Annotated in this window: 24 protein-coding genes, 3 pseudogenes and 1 riboswitch; of the genes and pseudogenes, 14 read left to right on the forward strand and 13 right to left on the reverse strand. The window is 69.1% G+C overall.

Features of this window, described 5'->3' with window-relative positions:
- Positions 1-338: 338 nt before the first annotated feature.
- Together DEP02_RS13735 and DEP02_RS13740 are read left to right on the forward strand one after the other, a co-directional pair.
- A complete protein-coding gene (locus tag DEP02_RS13735; protein ID WP_112467611.1) occupies positions 339-773 on the forward strand; it encodes a hypothetical protein in 435 nt (144 codons plus the stop codon).
- Positions 774-782: 9 nt separating this feature from the next.
- Entirely contained in the window at positions 783-1,643 is an 861-nt protein-coding gene (locus tag DEP02_RS13740) for an alpha/beta fold hydrolase (protein ID WP_112467612.1), read from the forward strand.
- Positions 1,644-1,784: 141 nt separating this feature from the next.
- On the opposite strand, the gene DEP02_RS35510 is transcribed toward DEP02_RS13740, so the two are convergent.
- The 7 genes and pseudogenes from DEP02_RS35510 to DEP02_RS13765 form a co-directional block, all read right to left on the reverse strand.
- Positions 1,785-1,931, reverse strand: coding sequence for a VOC family protein (locus tag DEP02_RS35510; RefSeq protein ID WP_332871963.1), 147 nt, complete (start codon positions 1,929-1,931; stop codon positions 1,785-1,787).
- Between the two features lie 204 nt (positions 1,932-2,135).
- Positions 2,136-3,445: pseudogene (locus tag DEP02_RS13745) on the reverse strand (IS701 family transposase).
- 222 nt (positions 3,446-3,667) lie between these two features.
- The gene (locus DEP02_RS34680) at positions 3,668-4,081 is read right to left on the reverse strand and encodes a DUF6083 domain-containing protein (RefSeq protein WP_332871964.1); all 414 of its coding nucleotides are present in this window, start codon (positions 4,079-4,081) and stop codon (positions 3,668-3,670) included.
- A gap of 164 nt (positions 4,082-4,245) precedes the next feature.
- Positions 4,246-4,458, reverse strand: a pseudogene (locus DEP02_RS34000) (tyrosine-type recombinase/integrase); the annotation flags it as partial.
- Positions 4,453-4,761: pseudogene (locus tag DEP02_RS34005) on the reverse strand (GntR family transcriptional regulator); the annotation flags it as partial. The pseudogenes DEP02_RS34005 and DEP02_RS34000, both read right to left, overlap by 6 nt.
- A gap of 165 nt (positions 4,762-4,926) precedes the next feature.
- Positions 4,927-5,466: a DUF305 domain-containing protein gene (locus DEP02_RS13760; protein ID WP_112467614.1), complete on the reverse strand. Its 540-nt coding sequence runs from the start codon at positions 5,464-5,466 to the stop codon at positions 4,927-4,929.
- Between the two features lie 223 nt (positions 5,467-5,689).
- Positions 5,690-6,997: an LVIVD repeat-containing protein gene (locus DEP02_RS13765; RefSeq protein WP_232839101.1), complete on the reverse strand. Its 1,308-nt coding sequence runs from the start codon at positions 6,995-6,997 to the stop codon at positions 5,690-5,692.
- Positions 6,998-7,415: 418 nt separating this feature from the next.
- On the opposite strand from DEP02_RS13765, the gene DEP02_RS35845 reads away from it, so the two are divergent.
- From DEP02_RS35845 to DEP02_RS13790, 4 genes are all read left to right on the forward strand, one after another.
- The gene (locus DEP02_RS35845) at positions 7,416-7,583 is read left to right on the forward strand and encodes a CPCC family cysteine-rich protein (RefSeq protein ID WP_438947762.1); all 168 of its coding nucleotides are present in this window, start codon (positions 7,416-7,418) and stop codon (positions 7,581-7,583) included.
- 671 nt (positions 7,584-8,254) lie between these two features.
- A complete protein-coding gene (locus DEP02_RS13780) occupies positions 8,255-9,655 on the forward strand; it encodes an MFS transporter (protein ID WP_332871965.1) in 1,401 nt (466 codons plus the stop codon).
- A 236-nt stretch (positions 9,656-9,891) separates the two neighbouring features.
- Positions 9,892-10,155: a CopG family transcriptional regulator gene (locus DEP02_RS13785; protein WP_112467616.1), complete on the forward strand. Its 264-nt coding sequence runs from the start codon at positions 9,892-9,894 to the stop codon at positions 10,153-10,155.
- Positions 10,152-10,565 carry a DNA-binding protein gene (locus DEP02_RS13790; RefSeq protein WP_112467617.1) on the forward strand — a complete coding sequence of 138 codons (414 nt, stop codon included), beginning with the start codon at positions 10,152-10,154 and terminating at the stop codon, positions 10,563-10,565. The genes DEP02_RS13785 and DEP02_RS13790 overlap by 4 nt, the downstream gene beginning before the upstream one ends.
- Before the next feature lie 227 nt (positions 10,566-10,792).
- Here the strand turns inward: DEP02_RS13790 and DEP02_RS13795 are convergent, their stop codons facing one another.
- A complete protein-coding gene (locus DEP02_RS13795; RefSeq protein WP_112467618.1) occupies positions 10,793-11,041 on the reverse strand; it encodes an SCO4226 family nickel-binding protein in 249 nt (82 codons plus the stop codon).
- Positions 11,042-11,641: 600 nt separating this feature from the next.
- Here DEP02_RS13795 and DEP02_RS13800 point away from each other — a divergent pair.
- The 6 genes from DEP02_RS13800 to DEP02_RS33440 all read left to right on the forward strand — a co-directional run bounded on the left by DEP02_RS13800 (position 11,642) and on the right by DEP02_RS33440 (position 17,210).
- Positions 11,642-12,256, forward strand: coding sequence for a DUF1326 domain-containing protein (locus DEP02_RS13800; RefSeq protein ID WP_112467619.1), 615 nt, complete (start codon positions 11,642-11,644; stop codon positions 12,254-12,256).
- Positions 12,253-13,026: a DUF2182 domain-containing protein gene (locus DEP02_RS13805; RefSeq protein WP_112467646.1), complete on the forward strand. Its 774-nt coding sequence runs from the start codon at positions 12,253-12,255 to the stop codon at positions 13,024-13,026. Before DEP02_RS13800 ends, DEP02_RS13805 begins: the two co-directional genes overlap by 4 nt.
- Before the next feature lie 392 nt (positions 13,027-13,418).
- Positions 13,419-13,889 carry a GNAT family N-acetyltransferase gene (locus DEP02_RS13810; RefSeq protein WP_232839096.1) on the forward strand — a complete coding sequence of 157 codons (471 nt, stop codon included), beginning with the start codon at positions 13,419-13,421 and terminating at the stop codon, positions 13,887-13,889.
- A 44-nt stretch (positions 13,890-13,933) separates the two neighbouring features.
- Complete coding sequence (locus tag DEP02_RS34685) at positions 13,934-14,518, forward strand: hypothetical protein (RefSeq protein ID WP_232839097.1); 585 nt, start codon at positions 13,934-13,936, stop codon at positions 14,516-14,518.
- 313 nt (positions 14,519-14,831) lie between these two features.
- Positions 14,832-16,256, forward strand: coding sequence for an MFS transporter (locus DEP02_RS13820; protein WP_112467621.1), 1,425 nt, complete (start codon positions 14,832-14,834; stop codon positions 16,254-16,256).
- Between the two features lie 339 nt (positions 16,257-16,595).
- Complete coding sequence (locus tag DEP02_RS33440) at positions 16,596-17,210, forward strand: hypothetical protein (protein ID WP_157977440.1); 615 nt, start codon at positions 16,596-16,598, stop codon at positions 17,208-17,210.
- A 134-nt stretch (positions 17,211-17,344) separates the two neighbouring features.
- Here the strand turns inward: DEP02_RS33440 and DEP02_RS13830 are convergent, their stop codons facing one another.
- From DEP02_RS13830 to DEP02_RS13850, 5 genes are all read right to left on the reverse strand, one after another.
- A complete protein-coding gene (locus DEP02_RS13830; RefSeq protein WP_112467623.1) occupies positions 17,345-18,064 on the reverse strand; it encodes a rhomboid family intramembrane serine protease in 720 nt (239 codons plus the stop codon).
- A gap of 49 nt (positions 18,065-18,113) precedes the next feature.
- Positions 18,114-18,926, reverse strand: a complete 813-nt coding sequence (locus tag DEP02_RS13835) for a heme ABC transporter ATP-binding protein (RefSeq protein ID WP_112467624.1) — start codon at positions 18,924-18,926, stop codon at positions 18,114-18,116.
- 44 nt (positions 18,927-18,970) lie between these two features.
- Positions 18,971-20,122: a FecCD family ABC transporter permease gene (locus DEP02_RS13840; RefSeq protein WP_198668431.1), complete on the reverse strand. Its 1,152-nt coding sequence runs from the start codon at positions 20,120-20,122 to the stop codon at positions 18,971-18,973.
- Complete coding sequence (locus tag DEP02_RS13845) at positions 20,119-21,120, reverse strand: ABC transporter substrate-binding protein (RefSeq protein WP_112467625.1); 1,002 nt, start codon at positions 21,118-21,120, stop codon at positions 20,119-20,121. Before DEP02_RS13845 ends, DEP02_RS13840 begins: the two co-directional genes overlap by 4 nt.
- A 223-nt stretch (positions 21,121-21,343) precedes the next feature.
- On the reverse strand, positions 21,344-21,748 hold the full coding sequence (locus DEP02_RS13850; protein ID WP_112467626.1) for a (2Fe-2S) ferredoxin domain-containing protein: 405 nt from the start codon (positions 21,746-21,748) through the stop codon (positions 21,344-21,346).
- 41 nt (positions 21,749-21,789) lie between these two features.
- A riboswitch (cobalamin riboswitch) is annotated at positions 21,790-21,979 on the reverse strand.
- 305 nt (positions 21,980-22,284) lie between these two features.
- Between DEP02_RS13850 and DEP02_RS13855 the strand changes: the two genes are divergently transcribed.
- A complete protein-coding gene (locus tag DEP02_RS13855; protein ID WP_112467627.1) occupies positions 22,285-22,761 on the forward strand; it encodes a hypothetical protein in 477 nt (158 codons plus the stop codon).
- Between the two features lie 275 nt (positions 22,762-23,036).
- Positions 23,037-24,635 carry a S8 family serine peptidase gene (locus DEP02_RS13860; RefSeq protein ID WP_232839098.1) on the forward strand — a complete coding sequence of 533 codons (1,599 nt, stop codon included), beginning with the start codon at positions 23,037-23,039 and terminating at the stop codon, positions 24,633-24,635.
- Positions 24,636-24,698: the final 63 nt, after the last annotated feature.

Raw genomic sequence — 24,698 nt, forward strand, 5'->3', positions numbered from 1 at the left:
TAACGCCGCACGACGGGTTCGGGAGGAGGCCGTTGGGAAAAGGAGCAGCTCCGCTGCCACCTCGCCCGACGGCCCACCTCACGTACGCGTTCCCGTCGCCTCCCCGGTAGTGAGCCGGGACCCCGCTCACCCCGAGGAGAGGAGGCCCGGCGTCGTCACTGCCGTCATGCGACGGCTCCGGGGGCGGGCGCGCACCCGGATTGCAGGTGGCCGACAGGACGCCCAGGCTGGAAGGAGCGAGGCCGGGAAGCGGTCGCCGGCCGCGCCGTCCGGCGACCGGCCGGTCACCGTGCCGGTGCCCCGGTGTACGGCAGCGGCGACACGTCTCGAGGTGGCACATGACATCAGCGACGACGACCGACGCGGCGGAGGAGTTCCGCCGGCTGAGCGACGACGATCCGGAACTGCGGGCCCACGGCACGTACTACTCGTGCAGCTTCCTGCTGGACATGGACCCCCACCGGTTCCTCGTGCGGATGCACAAGGGAAAGGTGGAGGAACTGGTCACCGACCCCGAGCCGTTGGCGGCCTACGACTTCGCGATCCGCGCGGACGCGGAGACATGGCAGGGTTTCTGCCAGGAGACGCCCCCGCCGATGTGCCACGGCATCTGGGCGGCCACGTTCCGGCGGGGCATGCGCCTGGAGGGCGACCTGCTCGTGCTCATGCAGAACCTGCGCTGCGTGACCCGGCAGCTGGAGCTGCTGCGCGTCACGGGCCCCCTCGGGCCGGCGGACGAGGCCGAGCCCGCCCCATCCTCTCGTGAGACATAGGAGTTCCCCATGGTCAGCGGCAGGATCTCCCCGGTCACCGGCCACTACGTCACCATCGACGTGGAGGACGCGCAGTACAGGGTCTTCTACCTGGAGAACGGGCAGGGCACGCCTCTGGTGTGCCAGCACACCGCGGGCTGCCACAACCACCAGTGGCGGGACCTCCTGGAGGACGAGGAGATCACCGGCCGGTACCGGGTGATCGCCTACGACCTCGCCCGGCACGGCAAGTCGGACCCGCCGTGGAACCAGGAGTGGTGGAAGGAGGAGTACCGGCTCACCGCGGACCACTTCACGTCCTTCATCGTGGCCTTCTGCGACGCCCTCGAACTGCAGGACCCGATCTTCATGGGGTCGTCGTTCGGGGGGAACGTGGCCCTGCAACTCGCCCTGCGGCACCCGGACCGGTTCAAGGCGGTGATCCCCGTCGAGGGCGCGGACTACTCTCCCGGCTTCTACCTCGACTGGTGGCAGCATCCCCACGCCAACGCCGCCCAGGTGTGTGCCAGCGGCGTGTGGGACCTCATGGCACCGCAGTCCCCGGAGCAGGACCGCTGGGCCACCTGGTTCTACTACACCCAGGGATCGGAGGCGTTCAAGGGCGACCTGTACTTCTACTCGGTCGACCACGATCTGAGGGACCGGCTGGCCGACATCGACGGCGACCGGTGCCCCGTGATCATGCTGACCGGCGAGTACGACTACCTCACCACCCCCGAGGACGGGCGCCGAACCGCGGAGGCCATCCGCGGAGCGGAATTCATCGAGATGAAGGAGATCGGCCACTTCCCGATGAGCGAGAACTACCCGCGCTTCGCGCAATACCTGGGGCAGGCCCTGGAGCGGATCGAGAAGCGGACCGGCTCCTGAGGCCACGGCGTACGTCCCTGCGTCCCGCACCACCCGGCCCATGCCGCCGCTGCCGATGGAGTCGGCCAGCCGGTGCACCCGCGGTCGTACGCATGCCGGCCGGCCCCTTCAACGGCTGGTCACCATCTGGAGGCCCGGACGTCAGCGAGGGCGCTGGAGCAGCGCGAACCGCGTGCCGTCCGGGTCCGTCACCTGGGCCACGCGGCCGTGGGCCCCGTCGTGGGCCGGTACGAGGACCTGGCCGCCGAGGCGGGTGAGACGGTCCAGCACGTCGTCCAGGCCGGCCACCTCGAAGTAGGTCAGCCAGTGCGGGCCCAGGTCCCGGGGCAGGGCGCGCCCAGGCCGTGGACGGCGGCGACCGGGCGGCCGCCCAGGGACAGGGCCGCCTGCCCGTCACCGGCCGGGTCCGCCTGCTTGTCGGCGCCCGGCCCCTTCTCCAGGCCGAAACGACCGCGACCGCGACGAGGATGACGCGAATAAAACGAGGACGCGTTAGTACTCCAGTGCGGTTTTGTGATCTATCCAGCGGGTTCGTTGGCGGTCCGTCGTCGGTAGTGGCTGCGTCGGGCTGTTGCCTGGTGGCGTCTGCGCCAGTTGGACCAGTGCAGCAGCTTGGCCGCCGACACGGCCGGCGGGTGGAGGACGGCGCCGAAGAGGTGGCGGTTTTCCGGGACGGTCAGCGCGATGGGGTCGCGGCTGCGGGCCGGATGGTGCGGATCGGTGGGCCGGTCGGGGGCCGCGTCGGCGGCGAGGGCGGTCAGGAAGGCCAGGGCGAGCATGGCGAGGGTGACGTGTCGGTGCCAGGAGGTCCAGTGCCGCACCTGGTAGTGGTCGAGTCCGACCTGGCCCTTGGCGGCCTGGAAGCACTCCTCGACGCTCCAACGGATGCCGGCGACGCGGACCAGCTCGGACAGGGGCACCTGGGCGGGTGACCAGCACAGGTAGAAGGCGAGTTCGCCGGTGGTCCGGTTGCGTCGGATGAGCAGATAGCGGTGGCTGCCGGTGTCGATGTGGATCCAGGCCCAGTCGTAGTACCGCGGCCCCTTCGCTCCGTTGCCGACGCTGTGGCGGTGCCAGGCCGTGGCGGGCAGGCGGCCGGCGAGGGTGTCCGCGCGGACGGGGGTGCGGCCGTGGTTGATGCGGACCCGCATCGAGCAGGCGACCGCCATGACGTAGCCGATGCCGCGCTTCTCCAGGGCTGTTCGCAGCTGCGGGTCCTGGCCGTAGGCCTCGTCGCCGGTCACCCAGGAGGCGGTGATGCCGCCGTCAAGTGCGGCGGCGATCATCTCGCCGGCCAGGCGGGGTTTGGTGGCGAAGTCCACCTCGTCGGGTATCCCGGCAGCCCGGCGGCGCTCGGGATCGGCGCACCAGAAGTGCTCTGGCAGGTAGAGCCGGCGGTCGATCAGCGCCCGTCCCCGGCGGGTGGCATAGGCGAGAAACACGCCGACCTGACTGTTCTCGATGCGTCCGGCGGTGCCGGTGTACTGCCGTTGCACGCCCGCCGAGGCGGACCCCTTCTTCACGAAGCCGGTCTCGTCCACGACCAGGACACCGCCGTCGGCGCCGAGGTGTTCGGCGGCGTAGGCGCGCAGGTCATCGCGGACGGCATCGGCGTCCCAGCGGGCATGGCGCAGCAGGCGCTGCATCGGCCCGGGCCGGGCGTGACCGGCTTGTTCGGCCAGCTGCCAGCAGTTCTTCCGCTCAACGCCCGACAGCAACCCGAGCAGATAGGCGCGGGCCGTCCTCCGCGGCTCAACCCGCCCGAACCGGCCCGCGATCCGGACCATGACCCGGTCGAACATCGCCCACCAGCGGGCAGGGTCTACGCTATGGCCCGCGGCCACCGCACGATCTTCAGGAGTCCACACAACCCCCGATGATCACGCGGTGGCCGTACCCGTTCCCGGCCGGGTCCGTCACGAGATCGCGAAACCAGACTGGAGTACTAGGACGGGGTCTGTGGACTATTCGTGGACAGGATCTTGGGGCGTCTGCCCAGGTCAGCCGGCGCATGCGAGAGACCGTTACCCCGCATACGGCCATTCCTCTGGCGGCTCCGGCGGCTCCGGCCCCTCCTGCCGCTTCGCACTCCGCGCGTTCTCGTCTCGCAGTGCCGTCAGCCACGGCCATAGATCCGGCAGCAGCTGCTCCGAGCAGGCCAGCCGGTGTTCGATACGACACCGCTGATACGGATCTGGTGGGCATACCCCGTAGACCGTTACCCGCCCGTCAGACAGCTCGATCCACCGATGCTCCGCCGGCACCATATGGGCCAGTGGAGCCATGTCCGGCTCCAACAGCACCCAATCATGCTCAAGCGTCGCCACCCGCTCCCCCAACAGCCCGCAGTACGGACAGCGGAACTGCCCACCACCGAGCCGACGCGGTTCCTCCTCGAAAACCCCCATACCGCGAGAGTCGCCATCCCAATGGCACATGCGTAGACCGCGAACCGGACGGGGCACCTGGGGCACTCGTCAACCAACGAAACGGAACACGACACGGCAGGTGCAACGAGCAACCAACGGCCGACGACACGCGGCTGAGACACGACGAAGCCCCCGGCCCAAGCGGGCTGGGGGCTAACGGCCTGTGTGCGTGATCATTCGTATTCGCGCAACAACTCCTCGATCTTGTTGTTGGCGATCTCCTGCCGTCCGTCGATGCACTTGGCGTAGCGGCTCAGTAGAACCTCGACGCTGTTGCCGGCGCGTTGGGCCACCTCGGTGGGGTCCACCCCGGAGTTGAGCCAGGTCGACAGCGCCGAGTGCCGGAGGTCGTACGGCCGGGCGGCGAGCGGCGAGGCGACCGCGGCCAGATCCGCCGCGATCTGTTCCAGCCCGGTCCGTACGGTGTAGATCTCCTCCAGGTCGGCGGCCGTGAGGTCGCGGACCCGCACGCCCTTGTTCGGGAACGACTCGATCAGCCGCATGCTCTCCAGCTCACGCAGCGCCTCGCGCACCGGCATCTGGCTGACCTCCAGCTCGGTGGCGATCCGGCGCTCCACGATGCGCTCGCCCGGCTTCCAGCGGCCGCTGTTCACGCCTTCCACGATGTGCTCGCGTATCGACGAGGGGCGGAGGCCGTGGACGTGCTCTTTGTCGTGCCGGCGGGGCACTGACGCGAACAATACGGCGCGCAGGGCACGCGGGTGTGCGTCGGAGCCGTACCCGGGCCTTCGGGATCAGGCGGCCGCGCGCCGGGACCCGGATACGGCTGACGGGCGTCCAGGCCGGTCGGCAGGCCCGCGACGCCCGACGGCGCACGGAGTGGCTCAGGACGTCTACGTCTTGTCGTCCAGCATCCGCTGCATCATCTGGACCTGGGCGTACTGGGTGGCCAGCATGTCGGTCGCCCACTGCTGCAACGTCTCGTCGGCGCCGTTGATCAGCACGTCCGTCAGCATGTCGATCGCACCGTTGTGGTGCTTGATCATCAGCCGCAGGAACAGCACGTCGAAGGCGTTGCCAGTCGACGCGGTCAGCTGGTCGAGCTCCTCGGGGGTGGCCAACCCCATCTCCTCGACCATCATCGGATCCTGCATCATCTCCTCGTACGACTGCTGGGGATCCGTCTGCTCGAGGCCGTTCCACTCCTGCCACGACTGCATCATGTAGATCTCGAGGCCCTGCTCGACGTCGATCCGGTCGGCGAGCGCACGCAGATCGCTGTCACTGGACCTCGACGGGGCCAGTCGGCTCAGGATGAGCGCCTGCTGGTGATGCGGGATCATCATGGCGACGAAGTCCGCATCGGCGTTGTTCGCCTCGACCTGCGGATTCGTCGACGTCGGGGCGGGGTCAGCCGCCGTGGCCCGGGGCATCTGCCCAGCTTCCGCGCTGGCGGACACGGTTGCGACGCCGAGCAAGCAGGCGGCTGTCAGCAGCGCACTTGCAACTCTGCGGTACCTCACTGTGCGCCTGTTCCCTTCTGCATCGCCACGCGGCGCCCTGGGAGCCACGCACGCGGCGGGCTGAACTTGTGGGTTTCTGCATGTGTGGGTGCGGCCCCGGCGGACGTGCCGCCCGCCGGGGCCATGGGCGGAATCAGGACTTGTAGCTGTACTGGGTCTGCGGGTTCATGAAGTCCAGCCGGACCCGGTTGGCGCTGGCCGGCGCTCCGGTGAGCTGGAGCACGTCCAGGCCCTTGGTGATGTCACTGGAGTAGATGCGACCGTTGTACCAGTACGCCGACCAGGAGCCGCCTAGCTGCAAGGTCTCTTTGGACAGCGGGCCGCGCTCGAAGTAGCCGATCTCCTTCGGGTGGTCGGGGTCGGTGAAATCGATGACCGACACACCGCCCTGGTACCAGGCCTGCACCATCATGTCGCGGTGCTTGGCCGGGATCAGCGAGCCGTTGTGGGCGACGCAGTTCTCTGTCTGCTGCTGCATGCGCGGAATCTTGAAGTAGCTGCGGAACACCAGCTCGCGGTTGTCGCCCTCGCCCTTGATGTCGAAGATGGCGTCGGCGCCGCGGTTCGGCCCGATCTGCTCGTTGCAGGTCGGCGCGCTGCCGCCCCCGAGCTCATCGGTGAAGACCACGCGGTTCCCGTCGTTGGTGAACGTCGCCGAGTGCCAGAAGGCGAAGTTCGCGTCGGTGGCGCTGGTGATCACGTACGGCTCGGTGGGATCCGAGATGTCGATCAAAGCACCCTCGCCCATGCAGGCGCCGGCAGCCAGATGCTTCTCGGGGAAGACGGTGATGTCGTGGCAGCCCGCAGTGGCGCCTGCGCCGCCGTCGGGGAAGAGTACGGGCGTGGCGACCACGGACGCGGAGTCCGGGTCGTCCAGGGGAACCTTCACGATCGAGATCTTGTCGTGCGGAGGCTGGCAGTGCGGGAACGCCGGGGACGGGCCGTACGAGGAGATGTAGAGGTAGGCCGTGTCTCCGCCGTCAGCGGGAACGTACGTGTGCGTGTGGGAACCGCAGTCGGTCCGCACCGACTTCACGTACTTGGGGTTCTGCTTGTCGCTGATGTCGAAGATGCGGATGCCTTCCCAGGCGTTCGGGTTGGCCGCATTGGAGTTCGTGCTCGCACAGGACGGATCCGACTGCGGAGTGTCGACCGACACGAACAGCAGCTTCCCGTCCTCGGAGACGGTGGGGTCGCCCTGGCCGCCGTTGCACGCCATCTGGGAGACGGTCTTCGGCTTCGTGGGGTTCTGGATGTTGTAGATCGTGAACCCGGCGTAGGTGCCCTGAATGGCGTAGTTTCCGTAGAACGCCAGGTCGCTGTGGGTGGCATTGGCGAGCGGACCCTGCCTCGGGACGTTCGCCAGGGGCTTGATGTTCGCACTGTGTGATATCTCGTCGACGCCGAGGTCACGGTCTTGAGCGGTGGACGGGCCGACCATCCCGAACGACGTGAGTACGAGTACGCCGGCGAGTACGGCCGCCTTGAGTGCGCGGCGCGCTCTTCGTGCGAATGTCGAGCCTTGCAATGCAGGGCCTCCTGTCACGAGGGGCGTTACGGACCCACGCAACATAGAAGGCATGTCATGATCACATCAACCCATGGTCATGACATGCCTGAGATCAACTCAAGCTACCCACCCACAGGTTGACGCGACAGGGGGCGTGGAGCCGGGACGCCGCGGCCCCCGTCCGGCAGGGGGCAGGGGCCGCGGGGTTCACGGGAAACCGCGGGGAACAGCGGCGAGCGCCTCGGTCCCAGGTACGAGCACTGCAACCGCTCTGCCACAGGTCACCAAGACAGCCAGGGATAGATCACCCGAGCTTCCCAAGCTGATGGCTCAGCGGCTGGCAGTAGGCATGCAATGGGTCGCGATCAGCGGCAAGGCGAGGCAGGATGCCGTGAAGGTCAGCCCCTTCGTCAACATCCAGCAGCAAACCGAGGACGGTCCTTACCGCTGTCCCTGCTGCGGCTTCCTGACGCTCGATGAACGCGGAAGCCACGAGATCTGCACGGTGTGTTTCTGAGAGGGCGATGGGCAGGACGACCACGATGCCGACCGGGTCCGGGGCGGTCCGAACGGCCGGCTGAGCCTCACGGAGGCACATCGAAACTTTCATGCCGTCGGAGCCTGTGACGAGCGGTGTACCCAGTTCGTCCGCGCCCCTCTGCCAGACGAGCACCCAACGGTCTGACATCAACAGGTCGGCCATGATCTCGCATCCGGGCCAGTCCATGAGACCGGCCCCGTACCGGTGGACGAACTCGGCGTACTCCGCCTCGGTGCGCCAGCCGTACCGGTCGTAGAAGAGCGCGGTCTGGACCAGGTCCCACTCGCGCGGAGCGAGGGCGAATCCGTCGAGGTCGAGGAGGACGGCATGACCGTCCCGGTGGATGAATGCGGCCTTCTCCGAACTACGGGTTCGGCCTGCTTGGTTTGCGGGAGAGGCGGGCGAGGTCGTCTTTCGCGCCGGGTCGCCGACGGCTAGGGTTTGGGCGCGGTGAAGTCACTCACCCATGAGGAGCTGAGACATGGTCGGTTTTCCGAGCGCGCGTTGACGTTGTAGGCCGTGACCGGCCTGTCATCGCGTGCTGCCCTTGATGTTGCGGCACAGCGAGCCTTCCCCTGCCTGAACTGCCGGTGCACCTGCTGTGCGCCGGGTGACGGGCATCGTTGTCGGCAACCCAAGGGACTCCCGTGCCGTCCGCTTCCTCTTGTTCTTCCTCTTCCTCTTCCTCCGCTGTATCCGATTCCGGTCGGCCTGTTCCGTCAAGCCTGTGGCGGGACGCCGACTTCCGCAGTCTCTGGATGGGGCAGACAGCCTCCCAACTCGGTGAACACGCGAGTCTCGTGGTTCTGCCGCTCTTCGCCGTCCTGACGCTCAACGCCAGTGCCGGCCAGCTGGGCGTCCTTCGCGCGGTGGGGCAGGCGCCGATTCTGTTGCTCTCGCTCTTCGCCGGCGCGTGGGTGGACAGGTGGCGGACCCGCACGACGATGGTGCTCACGGACGTCGGTCGGACCCTGGCCCTGGGCGCCGCCGCCATGGCCGGCCTCTTCGGCCGGCTCGGCCTGCCCGGTCTGATTGCGCTCGTCTTCGCCGTCGGGGCCCTGTCCGTGTTCTTCGACGTGGCATACCAGACGTCTCTCGTACGGCTGGTGAAACGTGATCAGTTGGTGCGGGGCAACAGCGCGCTCGAGGGCAGCCGGTCCGCGGCGCAGATCGGCGGTCCCGCTCTCGGCGGGGCGTTGGTGTCCCTGCTGTCGGCACCGATCGCTGCCGCCTCCAGCGCGCTGTTTTTCGCGCTGTCGTTCCTGTCGATCCGGCGGATCCGCCGAGCCGAATCGATCCCGGAGCGCCCGGAACACCCTCCTCGGGTCTGGCGGCGGATTCATGAGGGCCTGTGTTTCGTCGTCGGCGATACCGCGCTGCGGGCCGTGTGCCTGGCCTCGGCCGCCTTCCAGTTCTCCTTCGCGGCCGTGATGACCATCTATCTGCTCTTCCTGCCGCGGGAACTGCATCTGTCGGGCATCGTCGTAGGGCTGGCGCTCGCGGCGGCGGGACCGGGTGCGCTCCTGGGCTCACTGCTGGCCGTCCGCCTGCCGAGCCGGTTCGGTCACGGCGCGGTGCTCATGTGCGCGGCGGCACTCGGCGACGGCGTGTTCCTGTGTGTGCCCGCGCTGCACGGCTCCTCCGTGGTGACGGTTCCCGCGCTCCTTGCGGTCGGCTTCGTGTTCGGGACCGGCGGCCAGTTGGTGAACGTCACGGTCATGGCCGTCCGGCAGGCCCTCACTCCGGACGGGATGCAGGGCCGGGCGGCCGCGACGATCACGTTTGTCGGCATGGGGTTGACCCCGCTCGGTTCTCTGCTCGGCGGATTCCTCGCGGAGGAGTGGGGGCTGCGCACCAGTCTCCTGGTGACGGCCGCAGGCATGATGCTGTCCCCAGTGGTGATGGCTTTGTCCCCGCTCGCACGCCTGGGACGGGAGCTTCCGGTCTCACACGACACGCCGTCGACGGCCGCCCACGCTGAAGCCCACGAGACGGCCTTCCACGACAGTGATGCGGCTCATGGCGCAGCCCCTGAAACCGGTTCATGACAAGCGTGAGCTTCCCCCGATTTCTCGCAGGACAACCCTGTTGGGTCCCTGTCCGGGATCTTCGGGTCCCTCACCTTCCTGTCGGCCACGTTCCCCCCGCGACAACCGTGCCGCCTGGATCTTGATCCCGTGGTGCCGGGGCAACCGGACGATGCCCTCCGGAAATCTCGCCGAAGTGAAGCGGCGACTCATGCATCACGCCCCAGGCTGGTGGCATCCGCAGTAGCATAAGGAGCATGAGCGAGCCTACCCAGAAGTACTCGATCACGATGCCCCGGGACATCGCCGAAGCCGCCCGCGCCCGTAGCGGCCCCTCCGGGCTGTCTGCCTATGTGGCCGCCGCCGTCGCCCGGCAGATCGAGCGCGACAATCTCAACGAGCTCATTCAGGTCGCGGAGGCAGAACACGGCCCCATCACCGAGGAGGAGGTGCAGGCCCTGCGCGATCAGCTGCACCAGGCACGCGCACAGCGGACCGGTGACGGGGCGAACGCGGCGTGACACGCTCCCCCGCCACCCCGGGCGGCACGCTGGTACTCGACAGTGAAGGACTGGCCAAGGCCGTGCTGCGCGACCGAACGGTCACCGCCTGGCTCGCCCTCGCCCGCGCCGACGACCTGCGCGTGATCACCTCCGCGGCCACTTCGGTGGAGGTGATCCACCCACGCATCAACCGCCCCGCACTGGAATGGACCCTCTCCCGCCTCACCCTGGAGCCGGTCACCGAACCGATCGCCCGCCACGCCGCCGCCCTCCTGGCCGACGCCGGTCTGCACGGCCACAAATGTGCGATCGACGCCATGCTGAGCGCGACAGCCCTCGCCGCCCCCGGGCCCGTCACCATCCTCACGTCCGACCCGGAAAACCTCACCGCACTCTGCGGGTCGCGCGCGACCGTCATCAAGATCTGAAGACCCCGTGACCAGCTCGTTCGCTGGCAACGGGGTCTTTGTCGTTGTGCAGGCGGAGACCGTCGGATGCAGCCACATGACAGTGATCACGTAATGCCCACGTAATGATCTTGAGAGGCTTCGCCGCACGTCACCGGCCGTTTCTCGGACTCCGTACAAGCCCCCCGTGAAGAAGTGGTCCACGTACGAGCCCCCGCCTGGGGTTCTCCGTGGGCAGAGGGCTCTTTTCACGCGGTCAGGGGGACTGGGTGGATCTCGTCGGCCCGGTGACCAGCGCGTTCGTGAATGCGCTGGACCGCTTCAGCCGAGGGGGCCTCGGAGAGGCAGTAGACAGTTCCGGATTCCGGGTCCGCCCAGGCCTTCTCGAAGTGGACGCCTTCCTCCTTCTCGATGGCCAGGTCGGCCTTGTGGGCTTCCATCAGCTGGTCGGCTGTGAGGCCCTTCATTCCGTGGTGGACGTCCATGAACTGGGGCATGGTGTCGTGCCTCCTCCCGACTGCCGTGTCCCGGCGGATGCCGAGTCTCTTGCCGGCTTCGTTACGTCCATCCTGTGCCTGTACGACTGTGATGGCGACCGTGCGGCACCCGCCGGCCGGTTTCCGGCACATGCGACATCGGACGAGAGGCCAGGGCTGCCGGCGCGACAGAAATCGGTGGGCGACACCCCGCCGGCTTGACTCGGCCATGGAGACTCCGCCGCGGCCTGATCGCGGTCACGAATTCCGCTTCCATCACCACAAGGACCAAGGGCAACGAGCTCGTACACCTCCTGCGCCTGCCGCCGCCGGAGGCCATGAGGGCAGGCGCGACGGGCGCGACGGGCGTGACGGGCGTGACGGGCGTGGTGTGCGGGTGCGGACTAGCCTGGGAAGTACTCGGGCGGCCGTTCGAGCCAAGGAGCTTTCCTGGTGTCGATCCTGTGGCCGAGCGGGCGCGCGGCACGCGTCCCCACCCCCGTTTTCCTCATGAAGTCGGGGCGCCGCACAAAGCCGGCGCTCGCATCAGGCCTTTCGCTCTGTTGGCTGGGCGCCACTTCGCATCGCCGACAGGCGTGTGGGCCAGGCAGGAGTACAGAGATGGCTTGGAATGTGAACGGTACATATCTTGAGAGCTGCAACTGCGACACCGTGTGTCCGTGCACCACCTCGGGCCTGACCGCACCCGCCGACAACGAGCGCTGTCAGGTGACTCTCGCGTTCCACGTCGCACGGGGTGAGGTCGACGGCGTGGACGTTTCGGACCACAGCGTCGTCGTCTTCGCCGACACGCCCCGCGTGATGGCCGACGGCGGCTGGCAGGTCGTGCTGTACGTCGACGCTTCGGCCGACGACAGCCAGGCGGACGCGCTGGGCAAGGTCTTCTCCGGGCAGGCGGGCGGACCGATGGCGGCGCTCGCCCCCCTCATCGGCGAGGTCCTCGGCGTCGAACGCGTTTCCATCGCCTTCCACGACGACGGTCGCCGCCACACGGTGCGGGTGGCGGACGCCATCGACATCGAGATCGAGGACCAGGTGGCCCCGCAGTTCGGCGAGGACGGTCCCGTGATGGGGCTGACCGGCATGTTCCACCCGGCGAACAGCACGTTGACCATCGCCCGGTCGACGCGGGCCACCGGCAGTGGCGTGCACGGCCGTTCATGGGACTTCGCCGGCCGCAACGCACACTCGGCGCCCTTCTCATGGTCGGCGTGACCAGGACAACGATCACAGCCCGGTACGGCGCGCACTACTCCGGGTTGGTGCTGCTCACGGCGGCCGCGGCCTGGGCGTGGGTGGCACTGAGCCGGGGGGACATGGGGTCCCGGACCATGGCCGGGGACCTGCCCGCCTTCATGGGCACGTGGACGATCATGATGACCGCGATGATGCTGCCGGCCACGGCACCTGTCGCCTCGTTGTACGCGCGGACGGTCCCCGTCCACCGGGCACCGCGCATGATCGCGTTCACCGCCGGCTACGTGCTGGTCTGGGCCGCCGCCGGGCTGCCGGCGTACGCCCTGGCCGTCGGCGCGACGCACGTCGCCACCGCACATCCCACGGCGGGGAGAGCGGCGGCCGCCGCCGTCTTCGCCGTCAACGGCGTCTACCAGCTCACCGCCCTCAAGGATTTCTGCCTCACCAAGTGCCGCTCACCGATCGGCCTGTTGCTGCGCTACGCGTCGTACCGCGGCCCCTCGCGCCACCTGCGTGCCGGAGCGCATCACGGCGCGTTCTGCCTGGGGTGCTGCTGGTCCTTGATGCTGCTGCTCACGGCGTTCGGTGTGATGAACCTCTGGGCCATGGTGGGCCTGGCCGCCGTCGTCGCCGCGGAGAAACGCCTGCCGCGGGGTCGTCTTGTCGCCCGGGCCGTCGGCGTCACCTCGCTCGCGCTCGCGATCGCCGTCCTCTGGGTGCCCCTGCTGGCCCCCAACCTCACCGGCAGCGGCAGCGGCATGAACGAGATGGGCCTCCGTCCCCTGTGACACGCGCCTTGCAGTCGCAGGACGTGCCCGGCCCGTGCCGGATCGTGCGGGGAACCACGAGGAACACCGGGGAACGAAGTCCGCGGCCACAAGGCCCCGTCACCAGCGGAAAAGGCTGAGTACGGGGTCTTCGTGCATGTGCGGGCGCATGCGGCGCCGAGCGGTCCTGTGACGGGGGCTGTGGACTGGTTGTTGCTCTTGAGCAGGAGCTCCCTCGGACGCGGTCACAGCCCGGCGTGCCAGTCCCGCTCCGGATCGCCTGTGTCGAATACGCTGCGGAGACGCCCGACCTGGCGTCCTTGACAACGCGTACGCGCAAGGGAGTGCCGCCCGTGGCGGCTCTTCACGTCGGCCCGGACGGCGCAGCTGCCGGATGCAGGAAGGGATGTGGCATGAGGTCCCCAGGCGTGCACCTACGGGAGATCACCGACGACAACCGGGATGCCGTTCGTGCCCTCCGCGTCCGACGTGACCAAAAGCAGTTCGTCGCCTCCGTGTCCAGGTCGCTCAAGGAGGCGGCAAGGACGCCGGAGGCCAACCCCTGGTACCGCGCCGTGTACCGTGGCGACGAGCCGGTCGGCTTCGTGATGCTGTCGTGGAAACCTCCGGCCGGCCCTTTCAAAGGGCGGCACTTCCTCTGGCGCCTCCTCGTCGACAAGCGGTACCAGAGGCGCGGGATCGGCCGGGAGGCGCTCACACAGATCGCCGCCCTGGTTCGCGCGGACGGCGCCACCGAGCTGCTGACCAGCTACGATCCCGGCGACGGCGAACCGTGGCCCTTCTACCAGAAGTTCGGGTTCGAGCCCACTGGGGAGATCGACGACGGCGAGATCGTCCTGCGGCTCACCTTCCCCGCTCGGTGAGCCCGTAAGGGAAGCCCCAGACGGATGTGACCTCCAGTGGTCACGTGACGAAGAAGCCGGTGGGCACCTGGCAGTCGATGCCCGTCGGCTTCATGTCCGCCTTGAGTCACCGGGGGGCAAGGCGTGCTGCGACGGCCTTCACGACGGGTGCGCTAACGTCCGGCGGCATGAAGAGAAATGGGGTGGGGCTCCTCCTGGCCGCTGCCGTGGCTGTTTCGGGGTTGTTGCTGGTGGGGTTACCCGCGTTGTATTTCCTGACCGTCTATGGCTGCGGCGAGGACGAGGACCGGCTCGCCGAAGTGATGGCGGGCGCGGCGGTGCTGGACACGGCCCCGGAGGGGGCTGACCCGGAGGACCGGTACCGGGGGTGCGACGACGACGATCGTTTCGTGGTCGTCGGGACGCAGTACCGGTACGACGGGTCTTCGAAGAACGCCCTGGCTCACTATCGGAGGGCTGCCAGGGCGGACGGCTGGCGGCCGAGAACCACGGCCGAGGGCGAGACGGTGTCCGGTTGTTTCACCAAGTCGATGGGCGGGACGACCGCCTACCTGAGCATCGACGGCCCGGACGACGGCCTGCTCGAGGTGGGAATCGTCGCGGACCACGCGGGTTCGCAGTGGTGCTGAGGAATTGATCACCACTGGTCCTGGTGGCCCGCCGCGGCGGAGCAGGGTCGGCGCTTGACTCGCCTGTCGAGACTCCGCCGGCTGTGTCGGTCTGGGCTTGATCCGCTTTGAGGGGCATCTGAGGTCGGGGGCTTCCGTCCCGGAAGGAGGATGTCCATCATGCGGAGCCCGGACGCAACGGTGTCGTTCAAGACCTCCGGGTGGCCGGGTGACTCGCCTCCCGGTGATCGGGACCGGCTGTTTGCCGCCTGTCCCGGGGCGGACCTTACTGTCCTCCCGTCACTCCCGCCCTCCTCAAAATCAGGTGCCACATATGTCCGAGGAAGTGGACGCACCCCCGGTCCAAGACGTCAACGAGGCGCTGAACGGTACGACCGGCCGCTGGGCCGGGGTCCTCCTGATCCTGGTTCTGCTCACCGAGCAGGCCGCGCTCGCCTTCGCCCTCTTCACTCCCGCACTGCCGAAGATCGCGGCCGAGTACCAGACCACGCAGGTGGTCTGGGTGATGACGGCCCTGGTCCTGGCAGCCGCCATCGCCTCACCCATCCTCGGGAAGCTCGCCGACATCCACGGCAAGAAGCGCATCCTGGTCGTCACGGCCGCGATCGCCAGTCTGGGAGCGTTCATTTCAGCGATCGCGCCGACATTTCCGATCCTGATCGTCGGTCGTTTTCTCTCGGGCGCGGGGTTCGCGTTCACCGCGCTCGGTTACTCACTCATCCGGGACGTGTTCCCGAAGCGGCTGCAGCCCATGTCGATCAGCATCGCCAACACCGGTGTCGGCGTCGTCACGGTCCTCGCCCCGTTGATCTCCGGCTTCATGCTCGACCGCTACAACGTGGCCTCGGTCTTCTGGTTCTCCTTCGTACTGTGCGCCGTCGGCGGCCTGCTCACGCTGTTCTTCGTTCCGGAGACTCCGGTCCGGGCACGTGTCTCCGTCGATTGGCTCGGCGCCGTCCTTCTGACGCTCGGGCTCCTCACTCTCATGCTCGTGGTCTCGCTCGGTGCCGGATGGGGCTGGACGAGCGGCAGGACCATTGGCGTGCTCGCACTGAGCGTCGTCTCCTTCGTCGCCTGGACGATCTGGGAGCGCCGAGTCGCGGAGCCGTTGATCAGCCTTGACGTGCTGGCCAGCCGGAAGGTCGGCGTCACTCTGCTGGCCGGCGGCATCGCCTACGGCGCCACCACCCTCACCGCCACACTGATTCCGCTGCTCCTGCAGACGCCTTCCGACGCCGCGCCGTACGGCTTCGGACTTTCGGTGACCGAGATGGCCTGGTGGATGCTCCCCGGCGGCACGCTCATCGTCCTCAGCGGCTTCTTCGTCGGCGCCACGGCACGGCGGATCGGGTTCCGCCAGCACCTGATCGGCGGTGCCGTCCTCATCGCGCTGGGCGCCGCGGTGCTGGCCACCACACCGAGCCAGGCCTGGCTGGTCATCTTCGGGTACGCACTGATCGGCTTCGGCTCGATGATCTACGCGGCCATCCCCAACCTGGTGATGATCGCACTGCCGGAGCACGAGCGGGCGATCGGCGCCAACTTCACCGGGCTCTCCCAGAGCGCGTTCGGCGGCATCCTGTCCACCCTCGGCTTCGCTCTGCTGGCGCAGCACGTGCTGTCCGCGGGCCCTCAGGGCATGGTGTACAGCGCGGACGGATACTTCATCGCGTTCATGGTCGCGGCGGGGGCGGCGCTGCTGGGCGCCCTCCTTGCCTTCGGCATCAGGACGCGCTGAGCGTCTCCGGTCCTGCCCGGTCCGGCCCGGCCTGGTCGCAGGCCGGGCCAGCCGTGCGTCGCATCGCGTGGGCGACAGCGATCGGGGGAACGTACGTACGATAACCGGAGGTTGATGGGCAGCTGTGTGCACGGACGTCAGGTTCGCGGGCGCGATGGACCCAAGCTTCGAGAACGCGGCGGTGTGGCGTTGAATCACTGCTCACCTGCCGTACGGTGCTGCCGCCCCCGCTCAGGCGCTGCGCTGCTCGGCGATCATCAGCGAATGGACCGAGCCGTGCGGGTGCGTTGACTACTGTCTGCACATCAGAGGAACTCAGGTGAGTACCAGGGGGTGGGGATGTCCGGTGCGGACATTTCTGTAATCGTCGCAATCGTTGGTGTAGGCGGCACACTCGCTTCGGCAGTGATCACTCAAGTCCTCGCCCAGCGAGCGGAGTTAAGGAGATTGGAGCGAGAAGAACGGGTCCGTGCCGCAGAGCGGCAGGCTGCTGAGGACCAGCGCAAGATCGATCAGCTCCGGAGCTGTTACGTTCAGTTGAACGCTCATGACCGCCACTACAGAGACGCGATGCTGGCGTACGCCTACGCCCTCAAATCCGGGCCTGGCAGGGCGGAAGCAGCGGAAGTGACTGGCGCGCGGCGTACTCAACGGGACACTCGCGCTGAAGCTCAACTGGTGGCGAGCGACCCCGTGCTCCGGATCGAGAGCCAGGTGAACACTCGGCTCTCGATCGCCTACAGGCGTCTGATGGAGGTAGCGGACGAGCCGGACTCACCCGCTCGTCAGGCGAGACTCGACCAGGTCATTGAACTTTTGGACTCGATCACTGCGCAGCAAGGGCATGTGCGAGCACTCATGCGCCTTGAGGTTCGTGCCACTCAAGAGCTTCCGGACCAGTACAACCCCGAGATCAGGCTGCAGGCAGCAACGCACCAGCAGGCCGACTACTGATGATCTACGACTGACGGCCGGCGATCTGGTGCCGGCCGTCGATGCACTTGGCGTAGCGGGGCGCCCGCCAAAGGCTGACGAACAGGGGTACGGCTGCCGTCCCTCTGCTCCTCACCAGGGGGCGGTCGCCGGGGCTAGAGGAGGCCGAGGTCGCCGAGTTCCTTGTGCAGGTCCGCGCGCGGGTTGTCGGCGCGTACCTGGGGTGCCTCGGTGCCGTCGTCGGAGCGGGCGGTTCTGGCGGGCCGTGAGCGCCGGTCCCGGAAGAGCCAGGCTCCGACCAGGCCGCCGATCAGCCCTCCGAGGTGTCCGAGCCAGCTCACTCCCGGTGTCCCGGGCACGGCGACGGTGAGCATGTAGGCGAAGGAGGCCGCCATGACGATACCGATCAGCGTGTCGATCAGGTGCCGGTCGAACAGCCCGCGGACCACGACGTAGCCGAAGTAGCCGAAGATCAGGCCGCTGGCGCCCACCGTCTCCACGCCGCCTCGTTCGAGGAACCACACCGTGAGCCCACTGGTCACCGCGACGAGCAGACTCAGCCCCAGGAAGCGGGCCACGCCTCGGTAGGCGGCAAGGAACCCGAAGACGAACAGCGGGCCGGAGTTGCTTTCGATGTGCGCCCAACTCCAGTGCAGGAAAGGCGCGGTGAGGATGCCGGGCAGCGTGCCGACATCGCCGGACATCACCCCGTGGTCTCGCGAAAGGGCGTAATCATTCGCGTAGTTGGCCAGCTGTACCAGCCAGACCATCGCGAGGAACCCGAACATCACGAAGAACGCCTTCCGCGCCTCCGCGATCATCTGCTCCGGGTCGACCTGCCTCGCGCCGGCTCGGTTCTTAGGTGACCTGACCATGGTGCCGCTCCCCTCCCCCTGCGGGTCCGTACTCGCGCCACCGCGAACTCTATGCATCCACCCCGGTTCTCCGTCCAGGTCGGTCGTTGCCGGAGAGCAGTGTGACCTGGGGCGTGCCGGTGCGGGGGTGTTCGGTGACGTGTGCCTCCACGCGGTAGACCTCGGCCAGCAGGGCAGGGGTGAGGACGTGCTGCGGGGGGCCGTGGGTGACCACTCGGCCGGCCGCCAGGACGCAGAGGCGGTCGCAGAACGACGCGGCGAGGTTGAGGTCGTGCAGGGCGATGACGGCGGTGACTCCGAGGCGGCGGACGAGGCGGAGTGCGTCGAGCTGGTGGCGTAGGTCCAGGTGGTTGGTCGGTTCGTCCAGGACCATGGTTCCCGCCCGTTGGGCGAGCGCACGGGCGATCAGGACGCGTTGTTTCTCCCCGCCCGAGAGCCGGTCGAAGGGTGCGCCGGCGAGGTCGGCGACGTCGAGTTCCGTCAGGGCGGCCGTGACGATGGCGCGGTCGTCGGCGTCGTCACCCGCGAAGGGGCGCTTGTGCGGGGTGCGGCCCATGGCCACCACCTCGTGCACGGTGAGTTCGAAGTCCCCGGTGTGTTCCTGCAGGACGGCCGCCAGGTGGCGGGCCAGACGCTTGCCGGGCATCCGCCAGACGTCCGCGCCGTCCAGCAGTACCCGGCCCGACGTGGGGCGCAGCGCGCGGTAGACGGTGCGCAGGAGGGTGGACTTGCCGGCGCCGTTCGGGCCGACGAGGCCGACCACTTCTCCGGGGGACACCGTCAAGGAGACCTGGTGCACCAGGTGTCTGCCGTCGACCGTCACCGAGACGTCGTCGATGTCCAGGGTTCCGGGTTCCGCCATCCCGGGTTCTGTTGTGCCGGGTTCCGTTCCAGGGCGGGCGGTTGTCATCGTGTCCTCCTTCGCATCAGCCAGAGGAAGAACGGTCCGCCGGTCAGGGCGGTGAGGATGCCGACGGGGATCTCCTCGGGGCTCATCAGCGTGCGCGCGGCCAGGTCGGCGGCGATCAGGAAGGCCGCGCCCAGCAGCGCGGCGGCCGGGAGCGCGCGGCGGTGGTCGGCGCCCACCAGCAGCCGTACGACGTGCGGGAGGATCAGGCCGACGAAGCCGATCTGGCCGCTGACCGCGACGATCGTGCCGATCATCAGCGCGACCAGGGTGAACAGCGCGGCCCGGAAGCGGTGGACGTCCAGGCCCAGGGCGGCCGCGGCCTCCTCCCCGGCCAGCAGCAGGTTCAGCGGACGGCACACGCCGAGCAGGACCGCCGTGCCGAGCAGGACCGCGCCGGCGGGGATCCACACCATCGTCCACGTGGTGCCGGCCAGTCCGCCGAGCATCCAGCGCAGCGCCGACTGTGTCTTGTGGGGGTCGTTGGAGGTGACCACGAGGAAGCTGGTCACCGCGGAGAGCACCTCGGCCGTGGCCACGCCCGCCAGTACCAGCCGCAGCGTGGTCATCCGCCCGCCGGAGCGGGCCAGGAAGTACACCGCGACCAGGGCGGCCAGCGCGCCGCAGAACGCCGCCAGCGGCAGCGAGAAGGCACCGAACAGCGTCACGTGGAAGACCAGGACCAGCACCGCGCCGACGCTCGCCCCGGACGACACCCCCAGCAGCATCGGGTCGGCGAGCGGGTTGCGTACCAGCGCCTGCAGGGCCATCCCGGCCACCGAAAGTCCCGCGCCCACCACCGCGCACAGCACCACCCTCGGCAGCCGTACCTCGATGACGATCGTCTCGCGCACCGGGGGCCATGTGGGTTCGGCCAGGGCGGGGTGGACCTGGCGGAGCAGGATGTCCCACACCTCCCCCGCCGGGATGCTGACCGAACCCGCCGCGATCCCGAACGTCGCCGCCACCGCCACCAGGGCACCGAGTCCCGTCAGCACCAAGGTGTAGGGGAGCTTGCGGCGGCGGTCGGCGGCTCTCGGAGTCCTGGCTGGGGAGCCGGCCGGAGAGCCGTCGGCCGTCACGGTCGGGGTGGCCGGGGCGGCCGAGGCGGCCGAGGCGGCCGAGGCGGCCGTCTCCGTCGTGTCGGTCACCGGAAACGGTCCGGGTGGAGCTGGCGGGCCAGCGACTCCACGGCCGCCGGCACCCGCACGCCCAGCACCGTGGACGACAGCGGCAGCACCGCGAACCGCTTGTTCCTGATCGCGGGTACGTCCTTCAGCGCCGGGTTGGCGAGCAGGAACTCCTTCTTCTCCTCGACGGTCTGGTCGCCGTAGTCGTAGATGACGACGACCTCGGGCGCCCGCTCGGCCACCTGCTCGAACGACACGTCACCGAACGCCTTGTCGACGTCGGCGAAGAGGTTCACCCCGCCGGCCCGCTCGATCATGTCGTTGCCCATGCCCGCGCCCCCGGCGGTGAAGGCGGTCCTGTCGCCGCTGTCGTAGACGAAGAGCTCCACCGGCTTGACGCCGTCGAGTCTCTCCTCCACCTCGTCCAGCGTGGCGTGCAGCCGCTTCAACTGCCGTTCGGCCCGCTCCGGAACGCCGAAGACCTTGGCGACGTCGCGGACCTCCTGGTCCATCATCGCCATCGTCACCGGTCCCGAGGGGCATTCCTCGATGTTGAGGCGGGTGTTGATCCCGGCCCGGGTGAGGGCGTCGCGGGAGCGGCCCTCCTTCTCGTCGAAGGCGGAACTCCAGCCCCCGTAGACGAAGTCGGGTTCGGCCGCCAGCAGCGTCTCGTGGGACGGGTACTCCTTCGCCAGCAACTCGACCGTCTCGTAAGCGGATTGGTACTCGGGGAGTATCCCGTTGTCGGGGTAGGCCGTGCCGATCATCGACTTCTCCAGCCCGAGCGCCAGCATCACCTCGGTCGCGTGCTGGTTCAGCGACACCGCGCGCTGCGGCGGGCGCTGGTACGTCGTGGTCACCCCGCAGTTGGACAGGGTGACCGGGAAGCCTTTCGTCGCGCCGGATTCGGCGCCTGCGCCAACGTCGGTGCTCTGGTGGGCGCTTGTGCCGCAGCCGGCGATCAGCAGGGCCGAGGCCGTGGCCAGCAGCAGGGACAGTGGGCGTCTGCCCGTCGTCATGGGGTGGTTCCTCTCACCAGCGTGTCCGGGGTGGTCACCGGGCGGCGTGGACGGTCGTCGAGACGTGCCGCGGCCGGGTGTGGGGACGTAGGCCGTACGAGGCCGGGTGTGGGGGCGCAGGCCGTACGAGGCCGGGTGTCGGGGGTCGGTCGTACGGACCGTCATCGGCCCCCGACCCCCGGCTCCCGGCTCCCTGGCCGCAGCGGCGGGAACGGCCGGGGCGTCACAGGTCGCCGCGGGACGACAGCCCGGACGAAGTGCGCCGTCGGGGCGGGGTGAAGACGTACAGATCGAGGATCTCGGGCCGCCGGGCGACACCGGGACCGCCCGCCCGGACCCAGGCTGCGATGTCCTCGGTCGCGGCCGGGTCGTTGACCAGGCCGAGCCACACCGGCCGGGCACCGGCGGCCCGCCCGGCGGCGGACGGCTGGACGACGATCACATTGGCCTGGTCGCACACGTCCAGGCACGCCGAGACACGTACGGGCGCTTCCTCACCGAGACGCGCGGTCTGGGCCGCGTGGTCGGTGGCAGCCACCTTGGGGCTGCCGCAGCAGCAGTCCCGGCACACGACGACCCGGCAGGGCACCGCTTCGTCGACTGTCCTCCCGGCCGGCCTTCCAGGCACGCCGCACCACTCTCCTCCCCGGGGAAATCCGCCCCGGTTGTCGTTGAGGAGGCGACCGCGTGAGTCTCCTGGCTCTCGGGTCGAAGCTCGTCCCGGCCTTCCCACCCGCTTCGGGGCAGTGGCCAGTTCGGGATTCGCTCGCCGATCACAGTGGCGGGACCGCGCCGGATTCACACCGGCTTCCTCGTTCCGCCGTCGCCTTGTCGCCCGACATCATCGCATCCGGGGCAAGACGCCGTCACCACTTCGCCCACCAGGGCCGGCCGACGGGCCCGGCGTCCACGGCACGCGGCATCCACGGCGGATACGGCGGGATGCGGCGGATACGTCGTCGTCCGCCAACAGGACCAACCCATCCTGCCTGCGCCACCGCCGGTTCACCAGTCACCAGACCCGGTCAGGGGATTCCTTCCCAGGAACTGCTGGTCCGATTGCGGCCGAGGAACCGCCAGCTTAGCTTCAAGCCGTCGGACTTCTTCCGACAAGCCAACACATTTCTGCTTGTTGGCTTCCCCATGGCATCGAACGGAGCACCCATGTCGGTGATGACCGGTACCCCGCCCATGCAGCAGTTCGGCCAGCAGGGCGGCGCCCCGCAAGGTCAGATCCAGCAGATCGTCCAGCAGACCATCCAGCAGGCGTGTCAGCAGGCGAGCCAGCAGATCGCACAGCGCATGCAGCACATGCTGCAGCAGATCCAGCAGGTCCAGCAGCAGCTCCAGCAGCAGGGCATGTCCCACCAGGCGCACCCGTACCTGGCCATCGCGCTGCACACCGCGCTGCGCCAGGGCGTACGGCAGGCGGTGGAGCAGTCCGTGCAGCAGGCGCTGCCGGCGGTGATCGTGACGCTGCTCCAGCAGAGCCAGCAGGGTCAGCAGGGCCAGCAGGGCCAGCAGGGCCAGCAGCAGTGGGGTGGCGGGCAGGGCCTCCAGCAGTTCGGCCAGCCGTTCCCGCAGCACCAGCAGCCCGGCTTCGGCTACGGCCAGATGGGTCAGCCCTTCGGTATCGGCTGACCCCGGCGGCGCGTGATGCGGTGTGCCCGGGAGTCCTTTCCGGGCACACCGCATCACCGTGGAAGCGCGAGCCGCCCGTAGTCGGATCGGGAGCACAAGCACGATGCAAACGTGGTGAAGGGGACGTAATGGCCAAGGAGAGGCCCGGAAACAACCGCGAGAGCGGGTCCAACGGCGCGGGGGCCGGTGGGTCGGCGCCCGAGAGCAAAGAGACGGGGCCACGCGGGAAGGGCGCCCCGTCACCGATCACGGTGCAGTCGCGACGGGGGCGGTACATGGTGGCGCCGCTGCCCCAGCAGATGCTCCCGCCGGGAGTGCCCGGACTGAGCATGGACGCGGTGTGCGACCGGCTGGACCGGATGTCCGACGTCAGGGTGGTCCGCAGGCTTCAGCCCTCGGCGAAGATCAGGTCGGCCGGTGTGCAGCCCGCCTGCCCGGAACTGGCGGTCGTCGAGGCGGCCGAGGCCCAGGTACCGGCGATGCGGTCGCTGCACGTGCACATCGAGCCGGACCTGCCGCTGTCCGGCACCGGACCCGCCCCCGTGCCGACCGCGGGGATGCTGCCGCTGCGCGATCCCGGGCTGGTCGCGCCGCTGGAGGAGCCCGTGGAGATCCGGCTCCGTGTCTGCGGCCCGGACGGCGAACCGCTGGCAGGCGCGGGAGTGTTCCTGATCGGCGCGAACTGGCCGAGCCAGGGCACCACCGGGGCCGACGGCACGGTCACCATCACGCCGGCGACGGAGACCGCGCAGTCGATCCAGTCCCTGTACGTGCGGCCCGTGGTCGGATACATGGACCGCTGGATCCACCGGCCCGACCTGTCGGCGAAACAGGAGAATCTGATCACCCTGACCCCGCTGGCCGAGGTGTACCCGGAGCTGGAGGACCGGCAGCGGTACGGCTGGGGCCAGCAGGCCATGCGGGTGGACCGGCTGCCCCCCACGTTCCGCGCCTTCGGCATCAGGGTCGCGGTCATCGGCTCGGGTGTCAGCGCCGAGCACCCCGACCTGAGGCACCAGGTGCGCTCCGGGGTGGACCTCGTGCGCGGTAAGGACAAGGGCTGGGCCCACGACGTGCTGGGCAGCGGCACCCATGCGGCGGGCATCATCGCCGGTGGGGACACCGGCAAGGGCGTCATCGGCATCGCGGTCGACGCCGAGATCGAGGTCTGCCAGGTGATGCCCGACGGGCGTTTCAGCGACCTGATCGCCGCCCTGGACCACTGCATCGAGCGCGAGGCCGACATCGCCCACATCTCGGTGGCGACCTCGTACCCGTCGGCGCTGGTCTCCCGCAAACTCGCCGACGCCAACGCGGCGGGCATCGCGTGCGTCGCCCCGGCGGGCGACACCGGTGGGCCGGTCGCCTTCCCCGCCTCACTGCCCACCGTGTTCGCCGTGGGAGCGCTGGGCGTCTTCGGCTCGTATCCGCAGGACACCTCCCACGCCACCCATTCGGGGCCGCAGTTGACGCCCGAAGGGCTGTTCGCCGCGCCGTTCAGCTGCTACGGCTCCGGAGTCGACGCCGCCGCCCCCGGCGTGGCGGTCCTGTCGTGCGCGCCGGAGGACGGGTACGCGGCGCTCGACGGCACCGGCGCGGCCTCGGCCCACGTCGCCGGCCTCGCCGCCCTCGTGCTCGCCCACCACGAGGACTTCCACGGCCAGTTGCTGCCCCGCGGACCGGTCCGGGTGCAGCACCTGTTCGAGATCATCGCCGCCAGCTGCCGCCCACTGGCCGCGCCGGGCACGGCGGAGGCGGCCCGCGTCGGACGCGGCCTGCCCGACGCCCTCGTCGCTCTCGGCCTGGCACCCGGGGTGCAGCTCGCTCCGGCCCTGTCGCCCTACGTCCCGTACGCCTCGTCCATGGCTGGTTAGGACCGTCACCGTCCCCCCCCTCTGCCGACCTGCGAAGCGGCACCCGCCTCGAGGGAGCGGGTG

Source organism: Streptomyces triticisoli (assembly GCF_003270085.1).
GTDB classification, from domain to species: domain Bacteria; phylum Actinomycetota; class Actinomycetes; order Streptomycetales; family Streptomycetaceae; genus Streptomyces; species Streptomyces triticisoli.